Annotated in this window: 28 protein-coding genes; 16 read left to right on the top strand and 12 right to left on the bottom strand. The window is 68.1% G+C overall.

All coding sequences use genetic code 11. The annotated features are described in order from the left end of the window. From urtC to urtA, 3 genes are all read right to left on the bottom strand, one after another. A complete protein-coding gene (gene urtC, locus V6M56_RS18805; protein WP_332685786.1) occupies positions 1-1,140 on the bottom strand; it encodes an urea ABC transporter permease subunit UrtC in 1,140 nt (379 codons plus the stop codon). Next, entirely contained in the window at positions 1,137-2,741 is a 1,605-nt protein-coding gene (urtB, locus tag V6M56_RS18800) for an urea ABC transporter permease subunit UrtB (RefSeq protein ID WP_332685784.1), read from the bottom strand. Before urtB ends, urtC begins: the two co-directional genes overlap by 4 nt. 298 nt (positions 2,742-3,039) lie before the next feature. After that, on the bottom strand, positions 3,040-4,293 hold the full coding sequence (urtA, locus tag V6M56_RS18795; protein WP_332685790.1) for an urea ABC transporter substrate-binding protein: 1,254 nt from the start codon (positions 4,291-4,293) through the stop codon (positions 3,040-3,042). A gap of 674 nt (positions 4,294-4,967) precedes the next feature. Here urtA and rnr point away from each other — a divergent pair. The 5 genes from rnr (at position 4,968) to V6M56_RS18770 (ending at position 9,242) form a co-directional block, all read left to right on the top strand. After that, complete coding sequence (rnr, locus tag V6M56_RS18790; RefSeq protein WP_442881185.1) at positions 4,968-7,268, top strand: ribonuclease R; 2,301 nt, start codon at positions 4,968-4,970, stop codon at positions 7,266-7,268. A gap of 28 nt (positions 7,269-7,296) precedes the next feature. Next, positions 7,297-7,743 carry a DUF983 domain-containing protein gene (locus V6M56_RS18785; protein WP_332685781.1) on the top strand — a complete coding sequence of 149 codons (447 nt, stop codon included), beginning with the start codon at positions 7,297-7,299 and terminating at the stop codon, positions 7,741-7,743. Further along, complete coding sequence (locus tag V6M56_RS18780) at positions 7,740-8,474, top strand: NUDIX hydrolase (RefSeq protein WP_332685779.1); 735 nt, start codon at positions 7,740-7,742, stop codon at positions 8,472-8,474. The genes V6M56_RS18785 and V6M56_RS18780 overlap by 4 nt, the downstream gene beginning before the upstream one ends. A gap of 174 nt (positions 8,475-8,648) precedes the next feature. Next, a complete protein-coding gene (gene rpmG, locus V6M56_RS18775) occupies positions 8,649-8,816 on the top strand; it encodes a 50S ribosomal protein L33 (protein ID WP_066469944.1) in 168 nt (55 codons plus the stop codon). Between the two features lie 225 nt (positions 8,817-9,041). Further along, entirely contained in the window at positions 9,042-9,242 is a 201-nt protein-coding gene (locus V6M56_RS18770; protein WP_332685773.1) for a hypothetical protein, read from the top strand. Between the two features lie 498 nt (positions 9,243-9,740). Here V6M56_RS18770 and V6M56_RS18765 read toward each other — a convergent pair whose 3' ends face one another. Together V6M56_RS18765 and V6M56_RS18760 are read right to left on the bottom strand one after the other, a co-directional pair. Further along, on the bottom strand, positions 9,741-11,117 hold the full coding sequence (locus V6M56_RS18765; RefSeq protein ID WP_332685771.1) for a PleD family two-component system response regulator: 1,377 nt from the start codon (positions 11,115-11,117) through the stop codon (positions 9,741-9,743). 20 nt (positions 11,118-11,137) lie between these two features. Next, positions 11,138-11,509 carry a response regulator gene (locus V6M56_RS18760; RefSeq protein ID WP_291639333.1) on the bottom strand — a complete coding sequence of 124 codons (372 nt, stop codon included), beginning with the start codon at positions 11,507-11,509 and terminating at the stop codon, positions 11,138-11,140. 137 nt (positions 11,510-11,646) lie between these two features. On the opposite strand from V6M56_RS18760, the gene V6M56_RS18755 reads away from it, so the two are divergent. Further along, the gene (locus V6M56_RS18755; RefSeq protein WP_332685767.1) at positions 11,647-11,937 is read left to right on the top strand and encodes a DUF3572 domain-containing protein; all 291 of its coding nucleotides are present in this window, start codon (positions 11,647-11,649) and stop codon (positions 11,935-11,937) included. A 14-nt stretch (positions 11,938-11,951) separates the two neighbouring features. Continuing rightward, positions 11,952-13,286, top strand: coding sequence for a DNA polymerase IV (locus tag V6M56_RS18750; protein ID WP_332685788.1), 1,335 nt, complete (start codon positions 11,952-11,954; stop codon positions 13,284-13,286). Here V6M56_RS18750 and V6M56_RS18745 read toward each other — a convergent pair. Then, complete coding sequence (locus tag V6M56_RS18745; RefSeq protein WP_332685765.1) at positions 13,243-14,040, bottom strand: cell envelope integrity EipB family protein; 798 nt, start codon at positions 14,038-14,040, stop codon at positions 13,243-13,245. The genes V6M56_RS18750 and V6M56_RS18745 overlap by 44 nt on opposite strands. A gap of 234 nt (positions 14,041-14,274) precedes the next feature. Between V6M56_RS18745 and V6M56_RS18740 the strand changes: the two genes are divergently transcribed. The 8 genes from V6M56_RS18740 (at position 14,275) to V6M56_RS18705 (ending at position 20,030) form a co-directional block, all read left to right on the top strand. Next, positions 14,275-14,748 (top strand): RidA family protein, encoded by a 474-nt coding sequence (locus V6M56_RS18740; RefSeq protein ID WP_332685763.1) that lies wholly within the window; start codon positions 14,275-14,277, stop codon positions 14,746-14,748. Continuing rightward, a complete protein-coding gene (locus V6M56_RS18735; protein WP_332685761.1) occupies positions 14,748-15,500 on the top strand; it encodes a glycerophosphodiester phosphodiesterase family protein in 753 nt (250 codons plus the stop codon). Before V6M56_RS18740 ends, V6M56_RS18735 begins: the two co-directional genes overlap by 1 nt. Next, entirely contained in the window at positions 15,497-16,738 is a 1,242-nt protein-coding gene (locus V6M56_RS18730; RefSeq protein ID WP_332685760.1) for a GNAT family N-acetyltransferase, read from the top strand. The genes V6M56_RS18735 and V6M56_RS18730 overlap by 4 nt, the downstream gene beginning before the upstream one ends. Beyond that, positions 16,728-17,483, top strand: coding sequence for a 2'-5' RNA ligase family protein (locus tag V6M56_RS18725; RefSeq protein ID WP_332685758.1), 756 nt, complete (start codon positions 16,728-16,730; stop codon positions 17,481-17,483). The genes V6M56_RS18730 and V6M56_RS18725 overlap by 11 nt, the downstream gene beginning before the upstream one ends. Positions 17,484-17,535: 52 nt before the next feature. After that, complete coding sequence (locus V6M56_RS18720; protein WP_332685756.1) at positions 17,536-17,964, top strand: HIT family protein; 429 nt, start codon at positions 17,536-17,538, stop codon at positions 17,962-17,964. Between the two features lie 81 nt (positions 17,965-18,045). Then, positions 18,046-18,513 carry a carboxymuconolactone decarboxylase family protein gene (locus V6M56_RS18715; RefSeq protein WP_332685754.1) on the top strand — a complete coding sequence of 156 codons (468 nt, stop codon included), beginning with the start codon at positions 18,046-18,048 and terminating at the stop codon, positions 18,511-18,513. Positions 18,514-18,651: 138 nt separating this feature from the next. Then, entirely contained in the window at positions 18,652-19,125 is a 474-nt protein-coding gene (locus V6M56_RS18710) for a carboxymuconolactone decarboxylase family protein (protein ID WP_332685752.1), read from the top strand. Positions 19,126-19,139: 14 nt separating this feature from the next. Then, positions 19,140-20,030: a sigma-70 family RNA polymerase sigma factor gene (locus V6M56_RS18705; protein ID WP_332685750.1), complete on the top strand. Its 891-nt coding sequence runs from the start codon at positions 19,140-19,142 to the stop codon at positions 20,028-20,030. A 197-nt stretch (positions 20,031-20,227) separates the two neighbouring features. Here the strand turns inward: V6M56_RS18705 and V6M56_RS18700 are convergent, their stop codons facing one another. From V6M56_RS18700 to V6M56_RS18675, 6 genes are all read right to left on the bottom strand, one after another. Continuing rightward, the gene (locus V6M56_RS18700) at positions 20,228-20,584 is read right to left on the bottom strand and encodes an AzlD domain-containing protein (protein WP_332685748.1); all 357 of its coding nucleotides are present in this window, start codon (positions 20,582-20,584) and stop codon (positions 20,228-20,230) included. Further along, positions 20,581-21,318: an AzlC family ABC transporter permease gene (locus V6M56_RS18695; protein ID WP_332685746.1), complete on the bottom strand. Its 738-nt coding sequence runs from the start codon at positions 21,316-21,318 to the stop codon at positions 20,581-20,583. Before V6M56_RS18695 ends, V6M56_RS18700 begins: the two co-directional genes overlap by 4 nt. Before the next feature lie 207 nt (positions 21,319-21,525). Next, complete coding sequence (locus tag V6M56_RS18690; protein ID WP_332685742.1) at positions 21,526-21,801, bottom strand: hypothetical protein; 276 nt, start codon at positions 21,799-21,801, stop codon at positions 21,526-21,528. A gap of 4 nt (positions 21,802-21,805) precedes the next feature. Next, positions 21,806-24,331 (bottom strand): ATP-dependent Clp protease ATP-binding subunit ClpA, encoded by a 2,526-nt coding sequence (gene clpA / locus V6M56_RS18685; RefSeq protein ID WP_332685740.1) that lies wholly within the window; start codon positions 24,329-24,331, stop codon positions 21,806-21,808. A 45-nt stretch (positions 24,332-24,376) separates the two neighbouring features. Next, positions 24,377-24,793, bottom strand: coding sequence for an ATP-dependent Clp protease adapter ClpS (clpS, locus tag V6M56_RS18680; RefSeq protein ID WP_332685738.1), 417 nt, complete (start codon positions 24,791-24,793; stop codon positions 24,377-24,379). Between the two features lie 226 nt (positions 24,794-25,019). Then, positions 25,020-25,364, bottom strand: a complete 345-nt coding sequence (locus V6M56_RS18675; RefSeq protein WP_332685736.1) for a phasin family protein — start codon at positions 25,362-25,364, stop codon at positions 25,020-25,022. A 330-nt stretch (positions 25,365-25,694) separates the two neighbouring features. Between V6M56_RS18675 and V6M56_RS18670 the strand changes: the two genes are divergently transcribed. Beyond that, positions 25,695-26,687 (top strand): D-alanyl-D-alanine carboxypeptidase family protein (locus tag V6M56_RS18670; protein WP_442881184.1); only part of this gene is annotated, 993 nt, incomplete at its 3' end.

Below are 26,687 nucleotides of genomic sequence, written 5' to 3'. Positions count from 1 at the left end.
TTACTCCGCCGGAGCCGGTTCGGCCGCTGGCACGGGCGCTGGCCGCTTGCGGCCTTCCCACCAGCCCTGCGCCGTGCCCAAAATTCCCTTGGGCATGAACAGGGTGACGAAGACGAAGAGCGCACCGAGCGCGAACAGCCAGTAGGGCGCCATGAAGCCCGAGGTGAACACGGTCTTGGCCCAGTTGACCACGACGGCCCCGAGCGCCGCGCCGACCAAGGTGCCCCGCCCGCCGACCGCGACCCAGATCACGGTCTCGATCGAATTGGCCGGGGCGAACTCGCCGGGATTGATGATGCCGACCTGCGGCACGTAGAGCGCGCCGGCGACGCCCGCCATGCAGGCCGAGACGGTGAAGACGAAGAGCTTGAAGCGGTCGACCCGGTAGCCGAGGAAGCGCGTCCGCGATTCCGCATCCCGGATCGCGATCACCACCTTGCCGAGCTTGGACGAGACGATGCCGCGGGCGATCAGGAAGCCGGCGATCAGCATGACGCAGGTCATCGCGAAGAGCGCCGCCCGCGTGGCTTGCGCCTGCACGCTGAAGCCCAAAATGTCCTTGAAATCGGTCAGCCCGTTATTGCCGCCAAAGCCCATATCATTGCGGAAGAAGGCGAGCAGCAGCGCATAGGTCAGCGCCTGGGTGATGATCGAGAGATAGACGCCGGTGACGCGGGAGCGGAAGGCGAACCAGCCGAAGACGAAGGCAAGCAGGCCGGGCACGGCCAGCACCATCAGCATGGCGAAGGGGAAGGAGGAGAAGCCGTACCAGTACCAGGGCAGTTCCTGCCAGTTCAGGAAGACCATGAAATCGGGCAGCACCGGGTTGCCATAGACGCCGCGCGAGCCGATCTGGCGCATCAGGTACATGCCCATCGCATAGCCGCCGAGCGCGAAGAAGGCGCCATGGCCGAGCGAGAGGATGCCGCAATAGCCCCAGACCAGGTCGAGCGAGATCGCCAGCAGCGCAAAGCAGAGATACTTGCCCCAGAGCGACATGGTCGCTGTCGAGACATGCAAGGGCGAGCCGGCCGGCAGCAGCAGGTTCGCCGCCGGCACCGCGACCGCGATGGCCGCGACGAGGGCGAGGAAGACGAGCCCGCGCCGGTCCATGTTGGCGATGAGGAAGCGGGTGATCATGCTTCCACCGCCCGGCCCTTCAGCGCGAACAGGCCGCGCGGGCGCTTCTGGATGAACAGGATGATGAAGACGAGCAGCGCGATCTTGCCGAGCACCGCGCCCGCGTAAGGCTCCAGCAGCTTGTTGGCGACGCCGAGCGTCATGGCGCTGATCAGCGTGCCCCAGAGATTGCCGACGCCGCCGAAGACCACGACCATGAATGAGTCGATGATGTAGCTCTGGCCGAGATTGGGGCTGACATTGTCGATCTGCGAGAGCGCGACGCCGGCAAGGCCCGCGACGCCGGAGCCGAGCCCGAAGGTCAGCGCGTCGATCCGGCCGGTGCGGATGCCCATCGCCGAGGCCATGCGCCGGTTCTGCGTCACCGCCCGCATCTGCAGGCCCATCGGCGTCAGCTTCAGGATGGCGAGCAGCGCCATGAAGACGATGGCCGCGAAGACGATGATCCAGAGCCGGTTCCAGGTGATCGCGAGGCCCCCTAACTCGAAGGCGCCCGACATGAAGCTCGGCGCGCCGACCTCGCGATTGGTCGGCCCGAACGCGGTACGCACCGCCTGCTGCAGGATCAGGCTGATGCCCCAGGTCGCGAGCAGCGTCTCCAGCGGTCGTCCGTAAAGAAAGCGGATGACGCCGCGCTCGATGGCGATGCCGACAACGCCAGCGACAATGAAGGCGGCCGGTAAAGCGATCGCCAGCGACCAGTCGAACAGGCCGGGAAAGCGGGTGCGGATCAGTTCCTGCACCACGAAGGTGGTGTAGGCGCCGAGCATCACCATCTCGCCATGCGCCATGTTGATCACGCCCATCACGCCGAAGGTGATGGCGAGGCCGATCGCGGCGAGCAGCAGCACCGAGCCGAGCGAGAGCCCGTACCAGAGGTTCTGCCCGGCCCGCCACAGAGCGAGCTTGCCCTCGATCTCCGAGATGGCGCGCGTTTGCGCCTCCTTCAGCGCCGCAGAAGCGTCGCCCGGCAGCGAGCGCAGCGCGGCAAGCGCGTCCTGGTCGCCGCGTTCGCGCAGCACGTCGATGGCGGCGAGCCGGTCGAAGGGCGGCGCATCGGCCCTGGCGATCAGGATCGCCGCCTGCGCTTGGCGCAGCGCAGCCTTGGCCTTCTCGTCGGTCTCCCTGGCGATGGCGCTCTCCAGCACCGGCAGCAGCGCGGCGTCGCGCGCCCGGAACACCGCTTCTGCGGCGGCGGCGCGCCGCGCCGGATCGGCAGCGAGCAGGCCGAGCCCGCCGAGCGCGCCCTGGATCACGCGCCTGACATTGTTGTTGAGCCTGACCGGGCTGGTTCCGGCCGGCTCGGAGGCCAGCTTCTGGCCAGTGCGGGCGTCGAGAAAGGCGCCTTCCTTCGTCCTGACCGCGACAGTTCCGCCGCCGGCGAGAAGCCGCCCCTCGGCCAGCGCCTCGATGATCGGCGCCGCCTGCGGATGGGCGGACTGGACGAGGATGTCGATGGCGCGGGCCGTGTCCGAGTAGCTGTCGGCACCGAAGCGGGTGAAGGCTTCCTCGGCGGCTTGCTGCGCGAGTGCGACGGCTGGCGCGGACAGCAGAGCCGCGACGATGGCCAGCGATCGCAGGAGGGAAGAGAGAAAGGGCATCGGCTCGTTTCTGGTCTTGATGCGCAGGCTGTCAGAAAGTGGAGCGCGGGATCCCCTCTCCCGTGTGGGAGAGGGGTAGGGGTGAGGGCCCGCCAGCAAACAACGGGGCTCGATCGGCTCTCATCCGAGAAGCGGCAAGGCACAGCTACGGCGTCTGAGGGCAGTCCCTCACCCCTGCCCCTCTCCCACACGGGAGAGGGGTTCCCCGCGCCTTGTTCGGAGGGTTCAGAACCTGCGAGAGGTTAGAATGCGAAGGGCGGCCGGGCTTTCCGACCGTGCCGCCCTCCCCCTCATGACCTCAGGCGCCGCCGCACTTGCCGGTCTTGACGTTGAAGTTGCCGCACTTCTTCTCGACCCAATCGCCGACCAGGTCCTTCGAGCCGTCGAGCTCCTTCGACCAGGCGTCGCCGGCGACGAGGCCGGTCTTCGAGACCACGTCGAACTGGCCGTCCGCCTTGATCTCGCCGATCAGCACCGGCTTGGTGATGTGGTGGTTCGGCAGCATCTTCGAGACGCCGCCGGTCAGGTTCGGCGCCTCGATGCCGGGCAGCGCCTCGATGATCTTGTCGGGATCGGTCGACTTCGCCTTCTCGACCGCCTTCACCCACATGGCAAAGCCGATGACATGGGCTTCCATCGGATCGTTGGTGACGGCCTTGTCCGACTTCTTGAAGGCCTGCCACTGCTTGATGAAGGCGTCGTTCTCCGGCGTCTTGACCGACTGGAAGTAGTTCCAGGCGGCGAGATGGCCGAGCAGCGGCTTGGTGTCGATGCCGGCGAGTTCTTCCTCGCCGACCGAGAACGCCACCACCGGGATGTCGGTCGCCTTGATGCCCTGGTTGCCGAGCTCCTTGTAGAACGGCACGTTGGCGTCGCCATTGATGGTCGAGACCACGGCGGTCTTCTTGCCGGCCGAGCCGAACTTCTTGATGTCGGAGACGATGGTCTGCCAGTCGGAATGGCCGAACGGCGTGTAGTTGATCAGGATGTCCTCCTTCTTCACGCCCTTGGCGAGAAGATAGGCCTCGAGGATCTTGTTGGTCGTGCGCGGATAGACATAGTCGGTGCCGGCGAGCACCCAGCGCTCGACCTTCTCCTCCTTGGCGAGATAGTCGACGGCCGGGATCGCCTGCTGGTTCGGCGCGGCGCCGGTGTAGAACACGTTGCGCTCGCTCTCCTCGCCCTCGTACTGGACGGGGTAGAACAGGATCGAGTTCAGCTCCTTGAACACCGGCAGCACCGATTTGCGCGAGACCGAGGTCCAGCAGCCGAACACGGCCGAGACCTTGTCCTTGACGATCAGCTCGCGCGCCTTCTCGGCGAAGAGCGGCCAGTTCGAGGCCGGATCGACGACGACCGCCTCGAGCTTCTTGCCGAGCACGCCACCCTTCTTGTTCTGCTCCTCGATCAGCATGAGCATGACGTCCTTCAACGTCGTCTCCGAGATCGCCATCGTGCCGGAGAGCGAGTGCAGGATGCCGACCTTGATGGTCTCCTGCGCCGCCGCCGGCAGCAGCGAGAGAGCCGTGGCGCCCGCGAAGGCGGCGCCCATTACCACGCGACGAGTGATCTTCACCGAGATGTCCCCCGAACGATTCTGTTGACCCCGCCCCGTGCCGGGCGCGGCGCAGCCTTGCTGGCTGGCCGGGGGAAGATCGCAAGCGACGTGCCAACCGCCGCGCACCCTTTCGCGGACGCAGCAAAAGCGGCATCGACGCAGCATCCGGCGCGGTTTCAGGCCTGTTTTGCAGGTTTTGGCGCCGAAGCCCGGCGCGAAAGGCGCCTTTGCACAACCGGCGGGCAAATCGACTGAGTAAAATTTGGGCGCCGCCCGTATGATGCAGGAAAAGCGCCGTCTTTTTCGGCAGCAGAGTGGGATGTGGGCGCTGAATCTTTACCGTTTACGGACGCGCTGGAATCACCATAGCCTCCTCTTGTCGGTAACAACTGAAAGGAGGTGATCCAGTGTCTCATTGTCATCAACCGCTGTTGCGGGGCTGCGTGACCTGGACTCGTCCCACATGGGGGTTCGGTTCCGCGTGAGTTTCCGCAACGCAGTGCCCTGTTACCGGGGCTGCGGTTCGGCAATGGAAGGGCTGCCCGCGAGGGCAGCCCTTCTCATTTGCGCCAGCGGCCCTGCGCGGCCGGTTCTGGCGCGCCTGGCGCGGACATGGCAGAGAGAGGCGGAGCCCTTCGCGAAGCCCCTTACCCGGACGAGCCCGCCGCTTGCCAGCGCCAGCCCCTGATTTCCCCCGCCAGGCGATCCTCGACTTCATCGAGGAGGAACGCGCCGCTGGCCGCGAGCCGGGCCGGCGCGACATCGCCAAGGCGTTCGGCCTCGATGGCGGCGGCAAGATCTGGCTGAAGCGGCTGCTGCGCGAGATCGAGGAGGATACGGACGCGCCCGATGGCGGATCGCCGGTGCGCAAGCACAGCGCCCTGCCCGCGGTGCTGCTCTGCGAGATCAAGGCGCGCGACCGCGAGGGCGACCTCGTCGCCGCGCCGCTCGAATGGAACGAGGCCGATCAGGGCGCGGCGCCGAAGATCCTGGTGGAACGCGCTCGCCTGTCGCGCTCGCGCAAGCCCGGTCCCGCCGTCGCCGCCCCCGGCATCGGCGACCATGTCCTGCTCAAGCTGACCCGCCTGCGCGGCCCCGACGGCATCGCCTGGTCCGGCCGGGTGCTGAAGCTGATGGGCAAGGCCAAGGCACAGGTGCTCGGCATCTTCCGCGCCTTGCCCGACGGTTCCGGCCGGCTGATTCCGGTCGACAAGAAGGCGCAGGGCCGCGAGGCGCTGATTCCGAAGGGCCAGACCGGCGACGCCCAGGACGGCGACCTGGTCTCGGTCTCGCTGCGGCGCGAGAGCCGCTTCGGCCCGCCCGAGGCGCGGGTGCGCGAACGGCTCGGCTCGCTGAAATCGGAGCGCGCCGTCAGCCTGATCGCGATCCATGCCCACGGCATTCCCCACGAGTTCTCGCCGGCCGCGCTGGCCGAGGCGGAAGCCGCCCCGGCGGCGACGCCGGCCGGCCGTGAGGACTGGCGGAAGCTGCCGCTGATCACCATCGACCCCGCCGACGCCAAGGACCATGACGACGCCGTCCATGCGGCGCCGGACGAAGATCCGGAAAACCCGGGCGGCCATGTCGTCACCGTCGCCATCGCCGATGTCGCGTCCTATGTCCGGCCGGGCTCGGCGCTCGACCGCGAGGCGCTGGAGCGCGGCAACTCGGTCTATTTCCCCGACCGCGTCGTGCCGATGCTGCCGGAGCGGATCTCGAACGATCTCTGCTCGCTGCGTGGCGGGCAGGACCGGCCGGCGCTGGCGGTCCGCCTCGTGCTCAAGTCCGACGGCTCGAAGAAGGGCCATAGCTTCCACCGCATCCTGATGCGCTCGGCCGCCAAGCTCTCCTATCAGCAGACCCAGGCCGCGATCGACGGCAAGCCGGACGACCTGACCGACCCGCTCCGCGAGAGCATCCTGATGCCGCTCTGGGCCGCCTATGGCGTCGCGGCCCGCGCCCGCGACGCGCGCCAGCCGCTCGATCTCGATCTGCCCGAGCGCAAGCTGATCCTGAAAGCCGACGGCTCGGTCGAGCGCGTCGTCGTGCCGGAGCGCCTGGCGGCGCACAGGCTGATCGAGGAGTTCATGATCCTCGCCAATGTCGCCGCCGCCGAGACGCTGGAGAAGGCCGGCAGCCATCTGATCTATCGCTGCCATGACGAGCCCTCGCTCGAGAAGATGCGGGTGCTCGGCGAGGTCCTGGCCTCGATCGGCATCAAGCTGCCCAAGGACGGCGCGCTGCGGCCGGTGCTGTTCAACCGCATCCTCAAGATGATCAAGGGCTCCGAGAACGAGCTCTTCCTCAACGAGGTCGTGCTGCGCACCCAGGCCCAGGCCGAGTATGTCGCCGAGAATTACGGCCATTTCGGCCTGAATCTCCGTCGTTACGCCCATTTCACCTCGCCGATCCGGCGCTATGCCGATCTCGTCGTCCATCGCGCCCTGATTTCGGTGCTGAAGCGCGGCGATGACGGCCTGCCGAAGGGAACGACGCTCGCCGAGCTGCGCGAGGTCTCGACCCGGATCTCGGCGGCCGAGCGCCGCGCCATGGCGGCCGAGCGCGAGACCACCGACCGGCTGGTCGCGCATTTCCTCGCCGACCAGATCGGCGCCAGCTTCGACGGCCGCATCGCCGGGCTCAACCGCGCCGGGCTCTTCGTCAAGCTCGACGGCACCGGCGCCGACGGCTTCGTCCCCGCCTCGACGCTGGGCGCCGATTACTACCGCTATGACGAGGCGGCCCATGCCCTGATCGGCGAGCGCTCCGGCGAAAGCTGGCGCCTCGGCGACCGCGTCCATGTCCGCCTGGTCGAGGCCGCGCCAGTCGCCGGCGCCCTGCGCTTCGAGTTGCTCACCGAGGGGCGGCATGTGACATCGAACCGCTCTTTCAAAAAATCCGCGCGTCCCCTAGCTGCAAGGCGCAATATGGCCGGGCCCGCCCGCGCCAAGCCGGGCCGGAAGCGCTGAGGCCGACGCCTCGAAGGTGAAGAGAGCCATGTCCGTCCAATATCACGACCTCACGGCTCCGGCCGCCGAGCGCGATTGGCGCCAGGCGGTCGGTCGCGGCCTGAGGGGCCGCTGTCCCCATTGCGGCGAGGGCCGCCTGTTCCGCGCCTTCCTGAAGCCGGTCGAGGCCTGCGAGGCTTGCGGCGAGGCGCTCTACCATCAGCGCGCCGACGACCTGCCGCCCTATATCGTCATCACCATCGTCGGCCATATCGTCGTCGGCGGCCTGGTGCTGGCCGAAAAATACTCCGAATGGTCGATGGCCATGCATATGTGGGTCTGGCCGCTGCTGACGGTGGTGCTCTGCCTGGCGCTGATGCAGCCGGCGAAGGGTGCGGTCATCGGCTTGCAATGGGCGCTGCGCATGCACGGCTTCGGCGGCCCCGCGCCACAACCCGAGATTCAACCCGCGTCGAGCAGGACAGGCGGCCGATGAACGATCATACCGTCACCCTGACCCAGGCCGAGCGCGTCCGCACGGCGACGAATCTGCGCCCGGTCGATGCCGCGACCATGCTGATCCTCGATCATTCGGGGGCAAAGCCGCGCGTGCTGATGGGCAAGCGCCATTCCGGCCACAAGTTCATGCCCGGGAAATACGTCTTCCCCGGCGGGCGGATCGATCCGGAGGATCGCCGCATGACCGCTGCCGGCGCGCTCGCCTCCCCTTGCGAGCAGCGGCTGGCGGCGCGCTGCGTGCGCCCGAGCGCCCAGCGCGGCCGGGCGCTGGTGCTCGCCGCCATCCGCGAGACCTTCGAGGAGACCGGCCTGCTCTTCGGCAGCGCCGATTATGGCGCCCCGGAAAATCCGCCGCCCGGCGTCTGGGCCGATTTCGCGGCGAAAGGCATCTTCCCCGATCTCGGCGCCATAACCTTCGTCGCCCGCGCCATCACCCCGCCGCGCCGGCCGAAGCGTTTCGACACCCGCTTCTTCACCGTCGACGCCAGGGCCGTCGCCGGCAAGGTCGAGGGCGTGATCGGCCCGGACTCCGAGCTGGTCGATCTTGTCTCCGTCACCTTCGACGAAGCCCGCGAGCTCGACCTGCCGACCATCACCAAGGTGATCATCGCCGAGGTCGAGGAACGGCTGAAGGCCGGCTTCGGCGCGCATCTGCCGGTGCCGTTCTACTGGGAGAAGCGCGGCAGCTTCGTGCGCGAGCTGATCTGAGGCGCGACACCCGCGCAGGCGGCCATTCCCGGGGCGACCGCACGGCCGCCCGATATTTCCTTGACTTGCGGGCGCCGATACGGCATTCCGCAGCCATCGGATTGCCGGGCTTGCCCGGCCCTTTTCTTTTCTTGCGCGGGTCGAGGACGGCCCCATCAGTTCGAGGGCTTCGCCATGGCCAAGGCCGTGACCATCAAGATCAAGCTCGTCTCGACGGCCGACACCGGGTTCTTCTACGTGACCAAGAAGAACTCGCGTACGATGACCGAGAAGATGTCGAAGAAGAAATACGATCCCGTCGCGCGCAAGCACGTCGAGTTCAAGGAAGCCAAGATCAAGTAAGGCGCACGCGCCTTACAATCTTGTTCCCTGCTAAAAAAACCGCCCGATCCGGGCGGTTTTTGCGTTTGCGCCCGGCCTCTCCCTGAAACGGGTCCCGCCCCTCCCGGCCCGCTTCCATCCTGACAGCCTCCGGCCCGCCGCTGTGGCAGGCTCTGGCGCCGTTTCTGCATCTCCCATAAGCTCGCAGAGCGGCCATCGCCCCGCTCTTTTCCCCGGAGCCTCGCCTTGAACGGCCAAATCCCTGCCGAGCCGCGCCCGCCCGTCACCGGTCCGTTGCGTCGCTTCCTGCGTCTGATCGTGGAGGTCGACGAATCGCGCCTGTGGTTCCATCGCGTCAGGGCGGCGCTGGTCCTGCTCGGGCTGCTGGCGGCCTTCGGCCTGCTCGGATACTGGCTGCCGGTGCTGTTCGAGCGAGCCTTCCGCTGACCGGCCACCGCCGGCTTCCCGCAGGGAGCGCATGGTGGCCGGCCGATGGCGGATTCTGATGAGGCCAGAAATCTCGCCACCGACCGGCCGAGCCCACCGGTTTCCCAGGAGATGCGGCGGAACCTGAGCTCCCGGGGGGCATTCCGGGCGGCTGGCTTTCGCCGCCGCCGCTCTGGAAACGACCCTACGCGGAAGCCCCTCCGAATCAATCGTTTAGGGTTGATTCACCAATCTTCATCGTTACTTAACCTTACCGGCTAACCGATCCTGTTGACCATGCCGGCGGGGTGCGGGACGGATTACCGGCCTGCGGCAACAGTTTAGGCCAGTTTCCTCTCCGGAATTCTTGCAGAACACCGGCGACGGCACGCTGCCGTCATTGCGAGGAGCGAAGCGACGAAGCAATCCAGGAGCGGCAGAGCCAGCCCTCCTGGATTGCTTCGCTTTGCTCGCAATGACGGTGTGGGGACGGGAACGGCCTGCCTCCGAGCGAGCGCATCAGGCCGCGGTGGCGACGATGACGCGGTTGCGGCCCGCCGCCTTGGCCAGATAGACCGCCTCGTCGGCGCGCTTCAGCATTTCGGTGGCGGCGGCGTCGCCGGCGCGCCGGCTGGCGACCCCGATCGAGACCGTGACAGCGATGCTGCGGGCGCCGCCCTGGATCTGGAAGGGCCCGCTCTCGACCCGTTCGCGGATGCGCTCGGCCACGGCGCGGGCGGCGTCGAGCGCCGTATCGGGCAGGACCACGACGATCTCCTCCCCGCCCATCCGGGCGACCAGGTCGATGCCGCGCGTGCAGGCCCGGACCCGGTCGGCGAATTCGCGCAGCACCTCGTCGCCGGCATCGTGACCCCAACTGTCATTGACCGTCTTGAAGCGGTCGACATCGAGGACGAGCAGCGAGAGCGCCCGCGCCCTGAGCGCCGATTCGTCGAAGAGCACGGCCATGCGGCTGTCGAGATAGCGCCGGTTGTGCAGGCCGGTGAGCTGGTCCATCACCGCCATTTCCATCGACGACTGGACGCTGTCGCGCAGCCGCTCGGTGAAACGCTTGCGGCGCACCAGCGTCCGCGCCCGGGCGAGCAGCTCGTTGCGGTCGATCGGGCGGACCAGGAAGTCGTGCGCGCCGATCTCGAGCCCGCGCAGCACGCGGCCGCGATCCTCGGCCTCGCCCAGCATCAGCACCGAGAGGTTGCGGGTGCGCTCGAGCGAGCGCAGCTGGCTGCAAAGCCGAAGCCCGTCATAGCCCTGCAGATCCAGGCTGACGAGGACGATCTCGAAATCGCCCTCGGCGGCTCGCGTCAGCGCGGCCTGGGCGTCGGCTTCCGTCTCGATCGAATGGAAGGTCGCCAGCGCCTGGGTCAGGCGCTCGGCGATCAGCGGCCGGTCCTCGATCAAGAGGATGCGGCCGTTGAGCCCGGTCTCGGCGGCGGCGGCCGCGAGCGGGTCGGCGATGCCGAGCCGGCGCGAGGCCATCGCCCGCTGCCGCAACTCGTCGGTCACCGATTTCAGCCGCGCCAGGCTGCGCACCCGCGCGAACAGGGCGGTGTCGTCGAGCGGCTTGGTCAGGAAGTCGTCGGCGCCGGCATCGAGCCCCTTGAGGCGGTCGCTCGGCTGGTCGAGCGCGGTGACCATCACCACCGGGATATGCGCCGTGGTCGGCCCGGTCTTCAGGCGCCGGCAGACCTCGAAGCCGTTCATGCCCGGCATCATCACGTCGAGCAGCACGATGTCGGCCTCGCCGCGCTCGCAGATCGCCAGCGCGTCGATCCCGTTCGTCGCCGTCACCACGTCGAAATACTCGGCCGAGAGCTTGGCCTCGAGCAGCTTCACATTGGCTGCGATGTCGTCGACGACCAGGATCCGGGCTGACATGGTAGGCGCCTTCGTTTCCGTCAGGCCGCGCCGAGATAGGCGCGCACCGTCTCCAGGAATTTGCCCACCGAGATCGGCTTGGAGATATAGGCCTCGCAGCCACCGTCGCGGATGCGCTCTTCATCGCCCTTCATCGCGAAGGCCGTGACGGCGATCACCGGGATGCTCTTCAGGGCATCGTCCTCCTTGATCCATTTCGTCACCTCCAACCCGGAGACCTCCGGCAGCTGGATGTCCATCAGGATCAGATCGGGATGATGCGCCCGCGCGAGCTCGATCGCCTCGATGCCGTCAGCGGTCTTGAGCGTCGCATAGCCATGGGCCTCCAACAGGTCGTTGAAGAGCTTCATGTTGAGCTCGTTGTCCTCGACGATCAGTACGGTCTTTGTCATTCCGCCCCCAGTCCGCCGCATCAGGGGTGTCCGATATTCCGGACTTCCCAAGCCGGCGGCCGCGTTCGATGATGAATCTAGCATACGAGCCGTTGACGAAACGCAAACCTGACCGCAGAGACGCAGAGCAAATCGCCATGCCCCTTCCCATCACGCCGCCGGAAGCCGAGGCGCTGGCGCTGCGCGCCCTCGCCTTCCTGGCCTCCGAACCGGAGCGCCTGGAGCCCTTTCTGGCCGCAACCGGGCTCGGGCCGGCGACTTTGCGCTCGGCGGCGCAGGAACCGGGCTTCCTGCTGGCCGTGCTCGACCATCTCTGCGCCAGCGATTCGCTGCTGCTCGAGTTTGCCGGAAACTTAAGCCTGAATCCGGAAATCATCGGGCAGGCGCGCGAAATTCTCGCCGGCCCGCCGGAAGCCTTCGAGCCGTGAGCGGCACGCCGGCCATGGCCGGGGCAGCCCGCGTGCTCTGCCGCGACTGCCTGCACGACCATGGCGAGGCGTCGCCGGCCTCTTCGCTGCGCCGCTGCCCCGCCTGCGGCTCGCCGCGGCTGCTGCGCCACCCCGAGCGCGACGAGCTCCACCTCGCCCATATCGACTGCGACGCCTTCTATGCCGCGGTCGAGAAGCGCGACGATCCGTCCCTGCTCGACAAGCCGGTGATCATCGGCGGCGGCAAGCGCGGCGTGGTCTCGACCTGCTGCTACATCGCCCGCATGTCCGGCGTGCGCTCCGCCATGCCGATGTTCAAGGCGCTGAAGGCCTGCCCGGAGGCCGTGGTGATCAAGCCCGACATGGCGAAATACGTCGCGGTGGGCCGCCAGGTGCGCGCGCTGATGCAGGAGCTGACGCCGCTGGTCGAGCCGATCTCGATCGACGAGGCCTTTCTCGACCTCGGCGGCACGCAGCGCCTGCACCATGCCAGCCCGGCGCTGGTGCTCGCCCGCTTCGCCCGCCGCATCGAGGACGAGGTCGGCATCACCGTCTCGGTCGGCCTGTCCTATGCGAAGTTCCTCGCCAAGGTCGCCTCCGACCTCGACAAGCCGCGCGGCTTCTCGATCATCGGGCGGGCGGAAGCGGTCGCCTTCCTGGCGCAAAAGCCGGTCGGGATGATCCCCGGCATCGGCCAGGCCGGCGTGACCCGGCTGGCCCGGGCCGGCTTCCGCAGCATCGGCGACCTTGCCGCCGCCGAGGTCGAGACGCTCTATCGCCTCGTCGGCAAGGACGGGCCGCGCCTGCGGAACCTGGCGCGCGGCATCGATCCCCGCCAAGTCACTGTCGACCGCGAGGCCAAGACGGTCTCCTCCGAGACCACGCTCGATGTCGACCTCGCCCGCTTCGAGGAGCTGGAGCCGATTCTCTGGCGCCTGTGCGAGAGGACCTCGAAGCGGCTGAAGGCGCAGGCGCTCGCCGGGCGCACCATCACGCTGAAGCTCAAGAGCCACGATTTCCACATCGTCACCCGCGCCACCCGGCTGCCGGAGCCGACACAGCTCGCCGCGCGGCTGTTCGCCGCCGGCCGCGACCTCCTGAAGCGCGAATGCACCGGCCTGCGCTACCGGCTGATCGGCATCGGCGCGAGCGACTTCTCCGACCCCGCCGACGCCGACCGCGGCGACCTCGCCGATACGCAGACGCCGCGCCTGAAAGCGGTGGAGAACGCGCTCGACGCCGTGCGCGCCCGCTTCGGCGACGCCGCGATCGGCAAGGGCCTGGCGCTGCGCGATGGCCGCCGGCCTATTTCGCGCAGTCGCCCGCCGGCAGAAGATCAAGACGGGTAAGCGTGCCGCGCAGCGCGAAAGCGCCGTAATCGAGCCGGATCGCCCCGGTGACGCCGTTCTCATAGAGCTCGAAAGCGACGGTATAGGCCGGCGTCGTCTCGCCCGAGCCGACCTTGAAATAGGAAATCGTCACCGGCCAGCGCGCCAGCTTCTCGAATTCGGGCCGCTGCAGCGGCGCCTCGCTGGGGCGCGCCTCGATCTTGCGGCCGATCACCGACAGGGTGTCGTAGACGTCCTTGCCGCTGTTGGCGCCGTCATAGAGGCGGACATTGAAGGTGGTCTGGCCGGCCCGCGCCGCGTTGATCACCGCCTTCATCTGCTCGTTCGGGAACATCGCCGCGGCGGCCTCGCGATGCGTCTCGGCCCGGGGCGAGCGCAGCTGCACCTCATAGCCCGCATCCGCCTTCTTCGCGGTGCCGTCGACGACGTCTGGCGGGGCGCCGGCGGTCGAGCTTTCGGTCTTGAAGCGGTAGCTCTTGGCGTCGCCTTCCTCGAAGCTCGTGGTGCGCGCGTCGATGATGCGCGGCCCGATCTCGCTGGTCAGCTCGGTGACCTGGCGGAAGGAGAGCGCATAGCCGTCGCAGGCGTCCCCGGAGAAGTCGAAGGCGATGCGCCCGCGCGCCATGCTGATGTCGCGGGCCGGCTTGGTCTCGTCGAGGGCGAGATCGTAGATCGCGCGGTGCGGCACCAGCACGACGCGTTCGGCCGCGCCCTGCGCCTGCGTCGCCGGCGCCAGCAGGACGGCGATCGCCATGCCCGCGATCCCATAACCGCAACGTCCCATGCCCAACCCCGATCCCGATTCTCGCCGCGCCGGCAAAAAGCGCCACCGCTGCAACCTAGGTGCACCGCGGCGATGGCGCAAACATGGCCAAGGCGCACCTGGCTTGCAGTGCAGGCTCGCCCTTCGCCGGCCGCGCTTGCCGGGCTGCCGGCCATCGGCCATGAAAGATGCCTGCCACTGTCGGCCAACCCGAGAGAACCCGCGATGAACGCCATCGAAGCCAAGCTCGCCGCCCTCGGCATCGTGCTGCCGACACCGGCTGCGCCGATCGCCAATTACGTGCCCTATGTCATCACCGGCAATCTCCTGGTGATCTCCGGCCAGCTCTGCTTCGGGCTCGACGGCAAGCTCTCCGACAAGCACAAGGGCAAGCTCGGCGGCGAGATCTTCAACGAGGCCGGGCTCGAGGCGGCGCGGCTCTGCGCCGTCAACCTGCTCGCCCAGGCCAAGGCGGCGCTCGGCGGCGATCTCGGCCGGATCGTGCGCTGCGTGCGCCTCGGCGGCTTCATCAATGCCGCCCCGCACTTCACCGCCCTGCCCGCCGTGATGAACGGCGCCTCCGACCTGATGGTCGAGGTGCTCGGCGACCGCGGCCGCCATGCCCGCTCGACCGTCGGTGTCGCCGAATTGCCGGCCGACGCCGCCGTCGAGGTCGAGGCGATCTTCGAGATCGCCTGATGCCCGCCCAGCCCTGGCTCACCGCCCGCCCGATCGCCCATCGCGGCCTGCACGATCTCGCGAGCGGCGTGGTCGAGAACTCCCATGCCGCGGCGCAGGCCGCCATCGACGGCGGCTTCGCCATCGAATGCGACGTCCAGCTCAGCGCCGACGAGGAGGCGCTGGTCTTTCACGACTTCACCCTCGAGCGCCTGACCGGCGAGACCGGCCGTGTCGACGCCCGCAAGGCGGCCGAACTCGCCGGCATCGGACTGAAAGGCTCGAACGACCGCATCCCGACGCTGGCCGGCTTCCTCGATGCGATCGCCGGCAGGACGCCGCTGGTGATCGAGATCAAGAGCCGCTTCGACGGCGACCTGCGGCTGGCGAAGCGCACCGCTAAGATCATCGAAGGCCGGAAGGATCAGCCGATCGTGCTGAAATCCTTCGATCCGCTCGTCGTCACGGCGCTGCGCGAGCTGGCGCCCGGCTTTGCCCGCGGCATCGTCGCGATGAACGTCTATGACCAGTATCGCGACTACGACCATCTCTCGGCGGCGCAGAAGCACGCCCTCGCAAATCTCCTGCATTTCGAGGAGAGCCGACCGGACTTCGTCTCCTGGAAGGTCAGCGACCTGCCCTCGGCGGCTCCGTTCCTCTGCCGCAAGGCGCTGGGACTGCCGCTGATGAGCTGGACGGTGCGCAGCCCGGAGGACCGGGCCCGCGCCGCCGAGCATGCCGACCAGATGGTCTTCGAGGGTTTCCGGCCTTGAGCGAAGCCGGTCTGCACGAGGGTCTCACGATCCGCGTCGCGACCTCGTTGAAGGGCGTTCCCGCCGCTGCCTGGGATGCCTGCGCCAATCCGGGCGCCGGCGCGAAACTTGAATCGCCCCCTGAAGCGGCGGAATCATTTTCTCAAGCGGACCCGGACAACCCCTTCATTTCGCACGCTTTCCTGCGTGCCCTGGAGGAAAGCGGCTGCGTCGGCGGGCGCACCGGCTGGTCGCCGGCCTATCTGCTGGTCGAGGATGAAGAGAACCGGCTGATCGCCGCCGCGCCCTCCTTCGTCAAGGGCCACAGCCAGGGCGAATACGTCTTCGACCATAGCTGGGCCGAGGCCTATATGCGCGCCGGCGGCCGCTATTATCCGAAGATCCAGGTCGCGGCCCCCTTCACGCCCGCGACCGGCCCGCGCCTGCTGGTCGCCGAAGGTCCGCATGCCGGCGAGGCCCGCCAGGCACTGATCGCCGGGCTGGAGGCGCTGCGCGGAGAGGTCCGCGCCTCCTCGGTGCATGTCACCTTCGCCCAGGAGCCCGATCTGGCGGCGCTGCTGGAGGCCGGCTATCTCGAACGCCACGACCTGCAGTTCCATTGGCAGAACCGCGGTTTCGCAACTTACGAGGATTTCCTGGGCCTGCTCGCCTCGCGCAAGCGCAAGGCGCTGAAGCGCGAGCGGCGCGAGGCGCTCGAAGCCGGCATCGAGGTCGCGGTGCTCACCGGTGCCGAGCTGACCGAGAGCGTCTGGGACGATTTCCACGCCTTCTACGAGGATACCGGCTCGCGCAAATGGGGAAGGCCCTATCTCAACCGCCGCTTCTTCTCCGAGATCGGCCAGCGCATGGGCGAGCGCGTCGTGCTGATGCTGGCGCGGCGGGCCGGCCGCAACATCGCCGGGGCGATCAATTTCCGCGGCGGCAATACCCTCTATGGCCGCAACTGGGGCTGCATCGAGGATCACCCCTTCCTGCATTTCGAGCTCTGCTACCATCAGGCCATCGACTACGCGATCGCCCACGGGCTCGCCCGCGTCGAGGCCGGCGCCCAGGGCGAGCACAAGCTGGCGCGCGGCTACCGGCCCGTCATCACCCGCTCCGCCCATTTCCTCGCCGATCCCGGCCTGGCGCGGGCCGTCGCCGCCTATCTGCCGGGCGAGCGCCACGAGATCGCCGCCGCGAAACTGGCGCTCGAGGCCGAGCTGCCCTTCAGATCCGGAGCCGACCTTGCCGGTTGAATTCTGCGCCGACGACGCTCTCGGCTATCGCCGCAGCCTGACCGATTTTGCCGAGCCGCTGACGCTCGACGAGAGCTATCGCCTCGCCCATCTGCCGCTGCTGGCGCCGGAGCATCCGCGCGCCATCCCGCGCCTGCCCGGCCGCGACTACGAGAGCGGCCGTCACGCCGAGATCTTCTCGCTGGTGATGCCGGTGCCGCAGGGCGCACTGGAGGCCTCCCCCGCCTGGCGCGAGCTCGACGCCGGACTGCGCGCCTCGCCCTTCGCCGGCAAGCTCGCCTGGGAGCTCCTGCCGAAGCGCGCCGACCGGCTGCACGCCACCATCGTCGGCTCGCTCGGCCGCGGGGAGCCGCCGGCCATCGCATCGGAAATCCGCGCCCGGCTCGCCGGCATCGCGCCGTTCGAGGTCGAGCTGCGCGGCCTGTTCTCCGGCAACGTCAATCGCGGCCGGCTCTATCTGCGCGCCTATCCGCAGCGCCGCGCCGGAGCGAATCCCTTCCAGCAGATCCAGCAGGCCTTCGGCCGGCCCGCCGGCGACCTTTATCTGGTCGGCCTCCATAATCTGCTCGACGATCTCGATCCCGCCGAGACGCAGGCGCTGGCTGCCCTGATCGCCCGCTGCTGGGAGACGCCCCTGCTGCGCCTGCGGGTCGACGGGCTATCATTGATGGGCGCGACCGACGATCTCGTGCTCGAAAGCCGGATCGTCGAGACGCTGCCGCTCGGCGGCCCTCCGCCGCCTTGACGTTTGCCCGCACCAGCCGCCAGCTTCGCTTGCCAAGCACAGGAACGCCGCCATGACCGCCTATGACCCGAACAACATCTTCGCCAAGATCCTGCGCGGCGAATTGCCGGCGCACCGCGTCTATGAGGACGACAAGTCGCTCGCCTTTCTCGACATCATGCCGCGCGCGCCCGGCCACACGCTGATCATCCCGAAGAACCCGGCCCGCAACCTGCTCGATGTCGAACCGGCCGACCTCGCCCATGTCGCCCATGTCTCGCAGCGCATCGCCAGGGCCGCGCTCAAGGCCTTCGCCGCCGACGGGATCACCGTGCAGCAGTTCAACGAGAGCGCCGGCGGCCAGGTCGTCTTCCATCTCCACGTCCACGTCATCCCCCGCCATGACGGGGTTTCGATGAAGCCGCCGGCGAGCGTGATGGCAAAGCCCGAGGAGCTGGCGGATGCAGCCGAAAAGATTCGCGCCGCGCTGAAGAACGCCTGAGGCGAAAAAAATCCGGCGCGCATGTCACGCCGCCGCACGCTGCCTCGTCCTGGTCTTCATCAGCAGATGATGGAGACCGTGATGACCCAACGCCTCAACGCCTTCCAGACCGCGCCCGAAGCCTACAAGGCCATGCTCGGCCTGCAGGAATATGTGAACCAGTCGCAGCTCGAGCATAGCCTGCTCGAGCTGGTGAAGATCCGCGCCTCGCAGATCAACCGCTGCGCCTACTGCCTGCATATGCACATCGGCGACGCCCGCAAGGCAGGCGAGAGCGAAGCCCGCATCAACCTGCTCAGCGCCTGGGAGGAGTCCGAGCTCTACACCCCGCGCGAGCGCGCCGCCCTGCGCTGGACCGAGGAATTGACCCATGTCGCCGATCGCAGCCCGAGCGACGAGGCTTTCGCCGAGCTGCGCGAGCACTTCAGCGAGAAGGATTGCGTCGATCTCTCGGTCGCCATCGGCATGATCAATCTCTGGAACCGGATCAATTGCGGCTTCCGCACCCGTCATCCGCAGGATCGCCGCCGCGAGGCCGCGGCCGCCTGAAACCGCGAGATCGAACAGCCGGCCCGGCGCGGCGTCGCGGCGGGTCGGCTTCCTCCCTCAGAGCAGGATGCGAAAAAGTGGAACCCGGTTTTTCGCAAGAATCCTGCTCTAACCCTTTGATGAGAGACGGATTCCGTCATGACCAAGCGCCTCAACCCCTACGTCACCGCACCCGACACCATGAAGCCGCTCATCGCGCTCGAAGCCACGATCAAGGAGAGCGGACTCGAGCACAGCCTGATCCACCTGGTGAAGATGCGCGCCTCGCAGATCAATGGCTGTGCCTATTGCCTGCACATGCATTCCGCCGATGCGATCAAGGAGGGCGAGAGCCCGGCCCGGCTCTTCCTGCTCGACGCCTGGCATGAGGCCGCGCTCTATAGCCCACGCGAGCGCGCCGCCCTGGCCTGGACCGACGCGCTGACGCTGATCTCGCAAACCCATGCGCCGAGCGAGACCTATGAGGAAGTGCTGCGCCATTTCAGCCCGGAGGAAACGGTGAATCTCACCCTTCTGATCGCCACGATCAACAGCTGGAACCGCATCGCCATCGGCTTCCGCTCGGCCCACCCCAACGACCGTCCGGCCGCTGCCGTGGCCGCGGCCGGCTGAGAGCAGGACCCGCAATGACGCCGCAGCCTGCCACCGATCCGTTCGAGAGCCATCGCCGCTTCCTGACCCGCCTCGCCTACCGCATGCTGGGCTCGGTCAGCGATGCCGAGGACATCGTCCAGGAAACCTGGCTGCGCTGGCGCGAGACGAAGCAGGAGGAGGTCGCGCAGCCGCGCGCCTTCCTCGCGCGCATCGCCACGAGGCTCTGTCTCGACCAGATGAAATCCGCCCGCAGCCGCCGCGAGTTCTATGTCGGCAGCTGGCTGCCGGAACCGCTGGTCGAGGCGCTCGGCACCGAGCCGGCCGCCGATGCCGGGCTCGACGCGCCGATCGCGCTGATGCTGGCGCTCGAACGGCTCTCGCCGCTGGAACGCGCCGCCTTCCTGCTGCACGACATCTTCGACCAGGATTTCGCCGAGATCGCCCGCACTATCGAGCGCAGCGAAAGCGCCTGCCGCCAGCTCGCCAAGCGGGCGCGCGAGCATGTCCGGCTCGACCTGCCGCCGCGCCATCCCATCGCGCCGCAGGAAGCCGCCCGTTTCGCCGAGGCCTTCTTCAAGGCCTCGCACAAGGCCGATCCGACCGACCTGCAGGCATTGCTGGCGCGCGACGTCGCCTTCCACAGCGACGGCGGCGGCAAGGTGCCGGCAACGCTGAACCCGCTGTTCGGCCTCGACCGCGTCTCGCGCTTCTTCGCCGGCATCACCCACAAGTTCGGCGGCCCCGGCCATGAGACGACGCTCTACCGGCCGGTGCTGATCAACGGCCTGCCCGGCTATCTCAGCCTCGAGCGCGGCGAGACCCTGCAGGCCACTGCGCTCGACATCCGCGACGGCCTGGTCCACGCCATCTACATCGTGCGCAACCCCGACAAGCTGCGCCATCTGGCGCCGCTGGCCGGCTGACTTAGGGGCTCCAGAGCCTGTTGTTTTCACTCGGAACCACCGCCGTCATCCTGGGCGAGCGAAGCTCGGCCCGGGATCCATCATAAGGCTCCGGCGCCCTACGATGGATCCCGGAGCTGCGCCGCTTCGCGGCTTGTCCAGGATGACGGCGGTGGTTCCGAGTAAAAGTAGCAGGCTCTAACAAGACCTGAGGGCTCCTACCCCAGCCACCAGGCCCCGCCGATCAGCACCGCCTCTCCGGCGAGCACCGCCAGCATCACCCGGCGGCGGGCGGCGAGCACGATTGCCATCGGCACGGCGATCGCGGCCAGGCGGACGGACAACGGCACATCGGCGAGGACACCGGGCGGGGTCAGGATCAGCTTGGCGACGACGCCGGCGAGCAGCGCTGTCGCCACCAGCCGCACCCATTCGAGCCAGGGCGAACTGTCGTCGAGGCGACGGGCGAAGGCGACGGCAAGCCAGCGCCAGATCTCGGTCGGCAGCACGGCGAAGAGCAGCAGCGCCAGATAAGGCCACCAGGGACCGTCGAGGAAGGCGATCGGCGCCGTCATGCGCCGGCCTTCCGCGCGCGCCGGCGCCAGCGCTGCAGCGCGAAGGCGACGCTGCCACCGACCAGCCCGCCGGCGAGCAGATCGAAACCGCCGCCGACCACCCGGCTCGCGACCGGCGCCAGCGCCAGCCCGAGGAAGATGGCGACGCCATCGCCGAAGCCGCGCGCTCCTGCCGTCAGCGAGGCGATGAAGAAGATCGGCGACAGGCAGAGCAGCCCGGCCGCCACCGGCGCCGGCACGGCCCCGGCGAGATGGAACCCGACATAGGTGCACAGCGCCGAGGCGGCGATCAGGGCATTGGCGAAGCCGAGGAAATAGGCCGGCCGCTGCTCCGGCGGCAAGGGTGGCAGGCGGCGCAGCGCCTCCGTCCAGGAGGTGACGGCGACGAAATGCGAGAGCAGGAGCTGCATGCCGACGCCCTGCCCCGGCCGGCGCAGCAGCGGCAGCAGCGCGATCGTCATCGGCAGGAAGCGCAGCGAGGCGAAGCCGATCGCCAGCGCGATCGCGCTCCAGGCGGCGCCGGCGGCGACCGAGGCGAAGAACAGCACCTGCGACGGCCCGGCCCAGACCAGCACGGTCGACAGGACCGCGGCCTCGACCGGATAGCCGACATCGCGCGCCAGCGAACCGACGCCGATCATCCCCAGCCCGACGACCCAGGCCGGCAGCTTCAGCGCATCGCGGAAGCCGATGAAGGCCGGGTGCAGCCAGGCCGCGCGCAAGCCGGCGTTCACGCGGCCGCCGGCGGCGATGCCGGAGGAACAAGGCGCCGCCTGTTCCGCAGAGCCGGCAAGGCAAGGAAAGCCTGGATCATGAACGCTCGGGGACCCGGAAATCCGCCTGCCGGGCTGGCAAGGCGAAAACGCTTAAAGCGCATTGCCGCCATGGCGGGGCAGAGGCCCTGCCGCGCTTCGGGCCTGCGCCGGGCGCAGGCGTCCCGGTCAGATGCTCTTCATCGCCAGGCCGATCAGCTCCTGGCCGAAGTCGATGATCTCCTTGGGCACGCCGCCGATCGCCTGATAGCCGAGCCAGAGCAGATAGAGGAAGCCCGGCACCAGGATCCAGCCCAGCACCTCCTCGAACACCTTGCGGCGCCGGCGGCGCCGGGCGCGCTGCTCGAACCAGCCGAGCTTCTCCTTCGGCGCCGGTGCCGCCGCTTGCGCGGCGACCTGCTCGTCCTGTGCCCAGGCGCTGGCGGGCTTGCGTTTAAAGAACACCGGGTCAGGCCTTCGTCAGCGGGACTTTCGGGACGGTCCGGACGCTGCGCGCCGCCTTCGGCGGCTCGACCGGCGCATCCGGCTTGGGACCGCGCTTCAGGCTGCCGGCGGGCCCCGCCTTGGCCTTGCCGGTGCCCTTGCCGGCACCCTTGGCGCGCGGCTTGCGCGTGCGCTTCTCGGCCGCGGCGGCGACGTCCTTCTCCGGCTTGGGCTTGACCGGCCCGTCGGGGAATTCGAGGCCGAGCACCTTGATGCCGGTCTCGGACTGGACGACGACGACCTTGACCGCGCCGCCGTTCTTCAACCGGCCGAACAGCACCTCGTCGGCCAGCGGCGTCTTGATCGTCTGCTGGATCAGCCGCGCCATCGGGCGGGCGCCCATCGCCTCGTCATAGCCGTTCTCGACCAGCCAGTCGCGCGCCTCGTCCGAGAGCTCGATCGTGACGTTGCGGTCGGCGAGCTGCGCCTCGAGCTGCAGCACGAACTTGTCGACGACCCGCGCCACCACCGTCTTCGGCAGGTGGCCGAAGGAGATCGTCGCATCGAGCCGGTTGCGGAATTCCGGCGCGAACAGCTTGTTGATCGCCTCGGTATCGTCGCCCTCGCGCTTGCTGCGCGTGAAGCCATAGGCGTTCTTGGCCATGTCGGCGGCGCCGGCATTGGTGGTCATGATCAGGATGACATTGCGGAAATCGACCTGCTTGCCGTTGTTGTCGGTCAGCTTGCCGTGGTCCATCACCTGCAGCAGGATGTTGAACAGGTCGGGATGAGCCTTCTCGATCTCGTCGAGCAGCAGCACGCAATGCGGGTGCTGGTCGATCTGGTCGGTCAGGAGCCCGCCCTGGTCGAAGCCGACATAGCCCGGCGGCGCGCCGATCAGCCGCGAGACGGTGTGGCGCTCCATGTATTCCGACATGTCGAAGCGCACGAGCTCGACCCCGAGCGACAGCGCGAGCTGGCGCGCGACCTCGGTCTTGCCGACGCCGGTCGGCCCGGCGAAGAGATAGCAGCCGATCGGCTTCTCGCCGTCGCGCAGGCCGGCCCGCGCCAGCTTGATCGAGGAGGACAGCGCCTCGATCGCCTTCTCCTGGCCGTAGACGGTACGCTTCAGCGTGTTCTCGAGATTGCGCAGCACCTCGGCATCGTCCTTGGAGACGGTCTTGGCCGGGATCCGCGCCATGGTCGCGACCGCGGCCTCGATCTCCTTGACGCCGATCGTCTTCTTGCGCTTGGCCTCGGTCACCAGCATCTGCGAGGCGCCGGTCTCGTCGATCACGTCGATCGCCTTGTCCGGCAGCTTGCGGTCGTGGATATAGCGCGCCGAGAGCTCCACCGCCGCCTTGATGGCGTCGTTGGTGTAGCGCAGCTTGTGGAACTCCTCGAAATAAGGCTTCAGCCCCTTCAGGATCTCGATCGTGTCCGGGACCGACGGCTCGTTGACGTCGATCTTCTGGAAGCGGCGCACCAGCGCCCGGTCCTTCTCGAAATACTGGCGGTATTCCTTGTAGGTGGTCGAGCCGATGCAGCGCAGCCCGCCCGCGGCCAGCGCCGGCTTCAGCAGGTTGGAGGCGTCCATCGCCCCGCCCGAGGTCGCGCCCGCGCCGATCACCGTATGGATCTCGTCGATGAACATGATCGCCTTGGGGTGGGCCTCGATCTCCTTCATCACCTGCTTCAGGCGTTCCTCGAAATCGCCGCGATAGCGCGTGCCGGCGAGCAGCGTGCCCATGTCGAGCGAGAACACCGTCGCGTCCTCGAGCACCTCGGGCACCTCGCCGCGGATGATCTTCAGCGCCAGCCCTTCGGCGATCGCGGTCTTGCCGACGCCGGGCTCGCCGACCAGCAGCGGGTTGTTCTTCTGCCGGCGGCAGAGGATCTGGATGGTGCGCTGGACCTCGGCCTCGCGGCCGATCAGCGGGTCGATACGCCCGTCGCGCGCCTTGCGGTTGAGATTGACGCAATAGGCATCGAGCGCGCTCTCCTTCTTCTTCTTGTCCTTGTCGCCGTCATTGCCCGATTCGGAGCGCTGCTCGCGCTGCTGCTCCGGCTCCTCGTCGGCGCCGCGCACCGCGCGCGTCTCGCTCGCCCCGGGCCGTTTGGCGATGCCGTGGCTGATATAATTGACCGCGTCATAGCGGGTCATGTCCTGCTCCTGCAGGAAATAGGCGGCGTGGCTCTCGCGCTCGGCGAACATGGCGACGAGCACATTGGCGCCCGTCACCTCCTCTCGGCCCGAGGACTGGACATGGATCACGGCGCGCTGGATCACGCGCTGGAAGCCGGCGGTCGGCTTCGAATCGTCGCGCCCATCGGTGACGAGATTGGTCAGCTCGGCGTCGATGTAGTCGACGAGGTTGCGCCGCAGCGTGTCGAGATCGACGCTGCAGGCCCGCATCACCGCGGCGGCGTCCTGGTCGTCGACCAGGGCCAGCAGCAGATGCTCCAGCGTCGCATATTCATGGTGGCGTTCATTGGCGAGCGCGAGGGCCCGGTGAAGCGCCTGTTCGAGACTGCGCGAGAAACTCGGCACGGGTGCGCTCCTAGACCGTTTCCGGGATGGTGATCGGCTTCACGACTACTTCTTCTCCATCACGCATTGCAGCGGATGCATATGCTTGCGCGCCAGGTCCATCACCAGGGTCACCTTGGTCTCGGCGACCTCATAGGTGAAGACCCCGCATTCGCCGACGCCGTTCTGGTGGACATGCATCATGATGCGCGTCGCCTCGGCCCGGTCCTTGTTGAAGAAGCGCTCCAGCACATGCACGACGAACTCCATCGGGGTGTAATCGTCGTTGAGGATCAGGACGCGGTAGAGATTGGGCTTGCGCGTCCGGGTCCGGGTCAGGACGGCAGCGCCGGTGCCTGCCCCGTCGCGGCCGCCATCGACCGGCGTTGCCGGCGGGCGCGGCCGGCTGGCCAGCCGGGGCACTAACCGCTCGGTGCGCTCTGCCCGGCTGCGGCCGGCGTGCGGGTCCGTTTCGATCGGCATGGCGGCTGCTGGGTTCAAGGGTTCTCTTCCGGCGTTCGACCCCAAGATAATGCTTCGTCCGTGAATTTACAGGCGTCGCGCCGGCTTCGCCAGCCCGTTCCGCACCGGCGCCCACAGGCGCAAGGGCCAGGCAAGCAAAAAGCCCGGCCATTGCGGGCCGGGCTTTCGAAGATCGCGATGATGTCGCACGCCGGCATCACGCCGGCGGCGAGTCATTTTGGGCCAATCACTTGGCGGCGGTCGGGACCGACTTGGCGACGATGCCTTCGAACGGCTTGTAGGCATCCTTGGCGATGGCGGTGAAGAGCTCGCCCATCTTCGTGACCTGGGCGACATAGCCCTCGAACGCGGTCTTGGCGTAGTCGGTCTGGATCTCGATGGCCTTGTCGAGCGTCTTGACGCCGGCAAGCTTCTCGATCGCGGCCGTGCCGGCCTCGAACGACTTCTTGGCGTAGTCGGTGGCCTCGACGGCGAGCGTCTGCACGCCCTTCGAGGTGGCGCCGAACGACTTCAGGGCGGCGTCGACGTTCTCTTTGGAGGCCTTCTGGATGGTCTCGAACTGCTGGATCATGTTTTTTCCCACAGCGCCTCAGGGGGCGCCGCCTCTTGACTGACGAGCCTTGCGGCCCAGGTTCCTCGCCCCAAGGTCAGATGAAAGCGTTCACCACCGGGGACAGCCCACATATTGTGCAGCGCAACATGAAAGTCAAGAACGCGCTGCAATGCATCAAATGCAGGGCCGCCCGGCAGACCGGAAGAATGGTTCGCAGCGATACCGCCCGCCGCAGGCTTAACACCTCCGTAACCGCATCGTTCTAACCTCCTCCAGTGTGTCCTTCGTGCCACGGCGAAAGCCGTGCCTCGGCGGGCCGGACGGCAGTTTCGAGTTGAGGCGGGTTGCATGGTTTCTGGTTGCGTTGGTACCCGGCGCGGACGCTTGTTCGCGTTCATCGGGCTGGTGAGTGTCGCTGCCGTCACCCTGGCCGCGACCGTCTCCCCCGCCGAGGCGGCGCGCAAGAAGCGGCGCCATGTCGGCGGCGGCTACTCCCCGCCCTATGCCGCGATGGTCGTCGACGTGAAGAGCGGCCGCACGCTGCACGCGACCAATGAGGATGCCCCGCGCATCCCCGCCTCGCTCACCAAGGTCATGACGCTCTATCTGCTGTTCGAGCAGCTCGAGCGCGGCCGCTTCCGCATGGATTCCCCGCTCACGGTCTCGTCCTACGCCGCCAGGCAGGCGCCGTCCAAGATCGGTTTCAAGCCCGGCGAGACCATCGAGGTCGAGGATGCGATCCTGGCCCTCGTCACCAAGTCGGCCAACGACGTCGCCATGGTGGTGGCCGAGAGCGTCGCCGGCTCCGAGGACGAGTTCGCGCGGATGATGACCGCCAGGGCGCGCTCGCTCGGCATGAGCCGCACCACCTTCTACAATCCGCACGGCTTGCCGCACGAGCCGGCGAACCTGACGACGGCGCGCGATCTCACCATCCTGGCTCGCGCCATCCAGGAACGCTTCCCGCGCTACTACCCGATGTTCGGCACGCGCGTGTTCAATTACGACGGCGGCACCTATCGCAACCACAACAAGCTGCTCGGCCGCGTCGAGGGCGTGGACGGCATCAAGACCGGCTACACCCGCGCCTCCGGCTTCAACCTGATGACCTCGGCCAAGGCCGATGGCCGCCACATCGTCTCCGTCGTGCTCGGCGGCCGCTCCGGCGCCGCCCGCGACAAGCTCATGACCGACCTCGTCGTCGCCTCCCTGCCCCGCGCCAGCACTGGCGGCCGCACCGCCCCGATGGTCGCCGAAGCGCCCACCGCCGCGCCGGAGCCGCCGGCCAGGCCGGCCGTGATCGCCCAGGCGCAGGAACCCGCGCCCTCGCCGGCGCCGCTG

The sequence above is a fragment of the Allobosea sp. genome, from assembly GCF_036675845.1.
GTDB lineage: Bacteria > Pseudomonadota > Alphaproteobacteria > Rhizobiales > Beijerinckiaceae > Allobosea.
The sequence above is the reverse complement of the archived record's forward strand: the minus strand, read 5'-3'. Positions and strand labels throughout refer to the sequence as shown.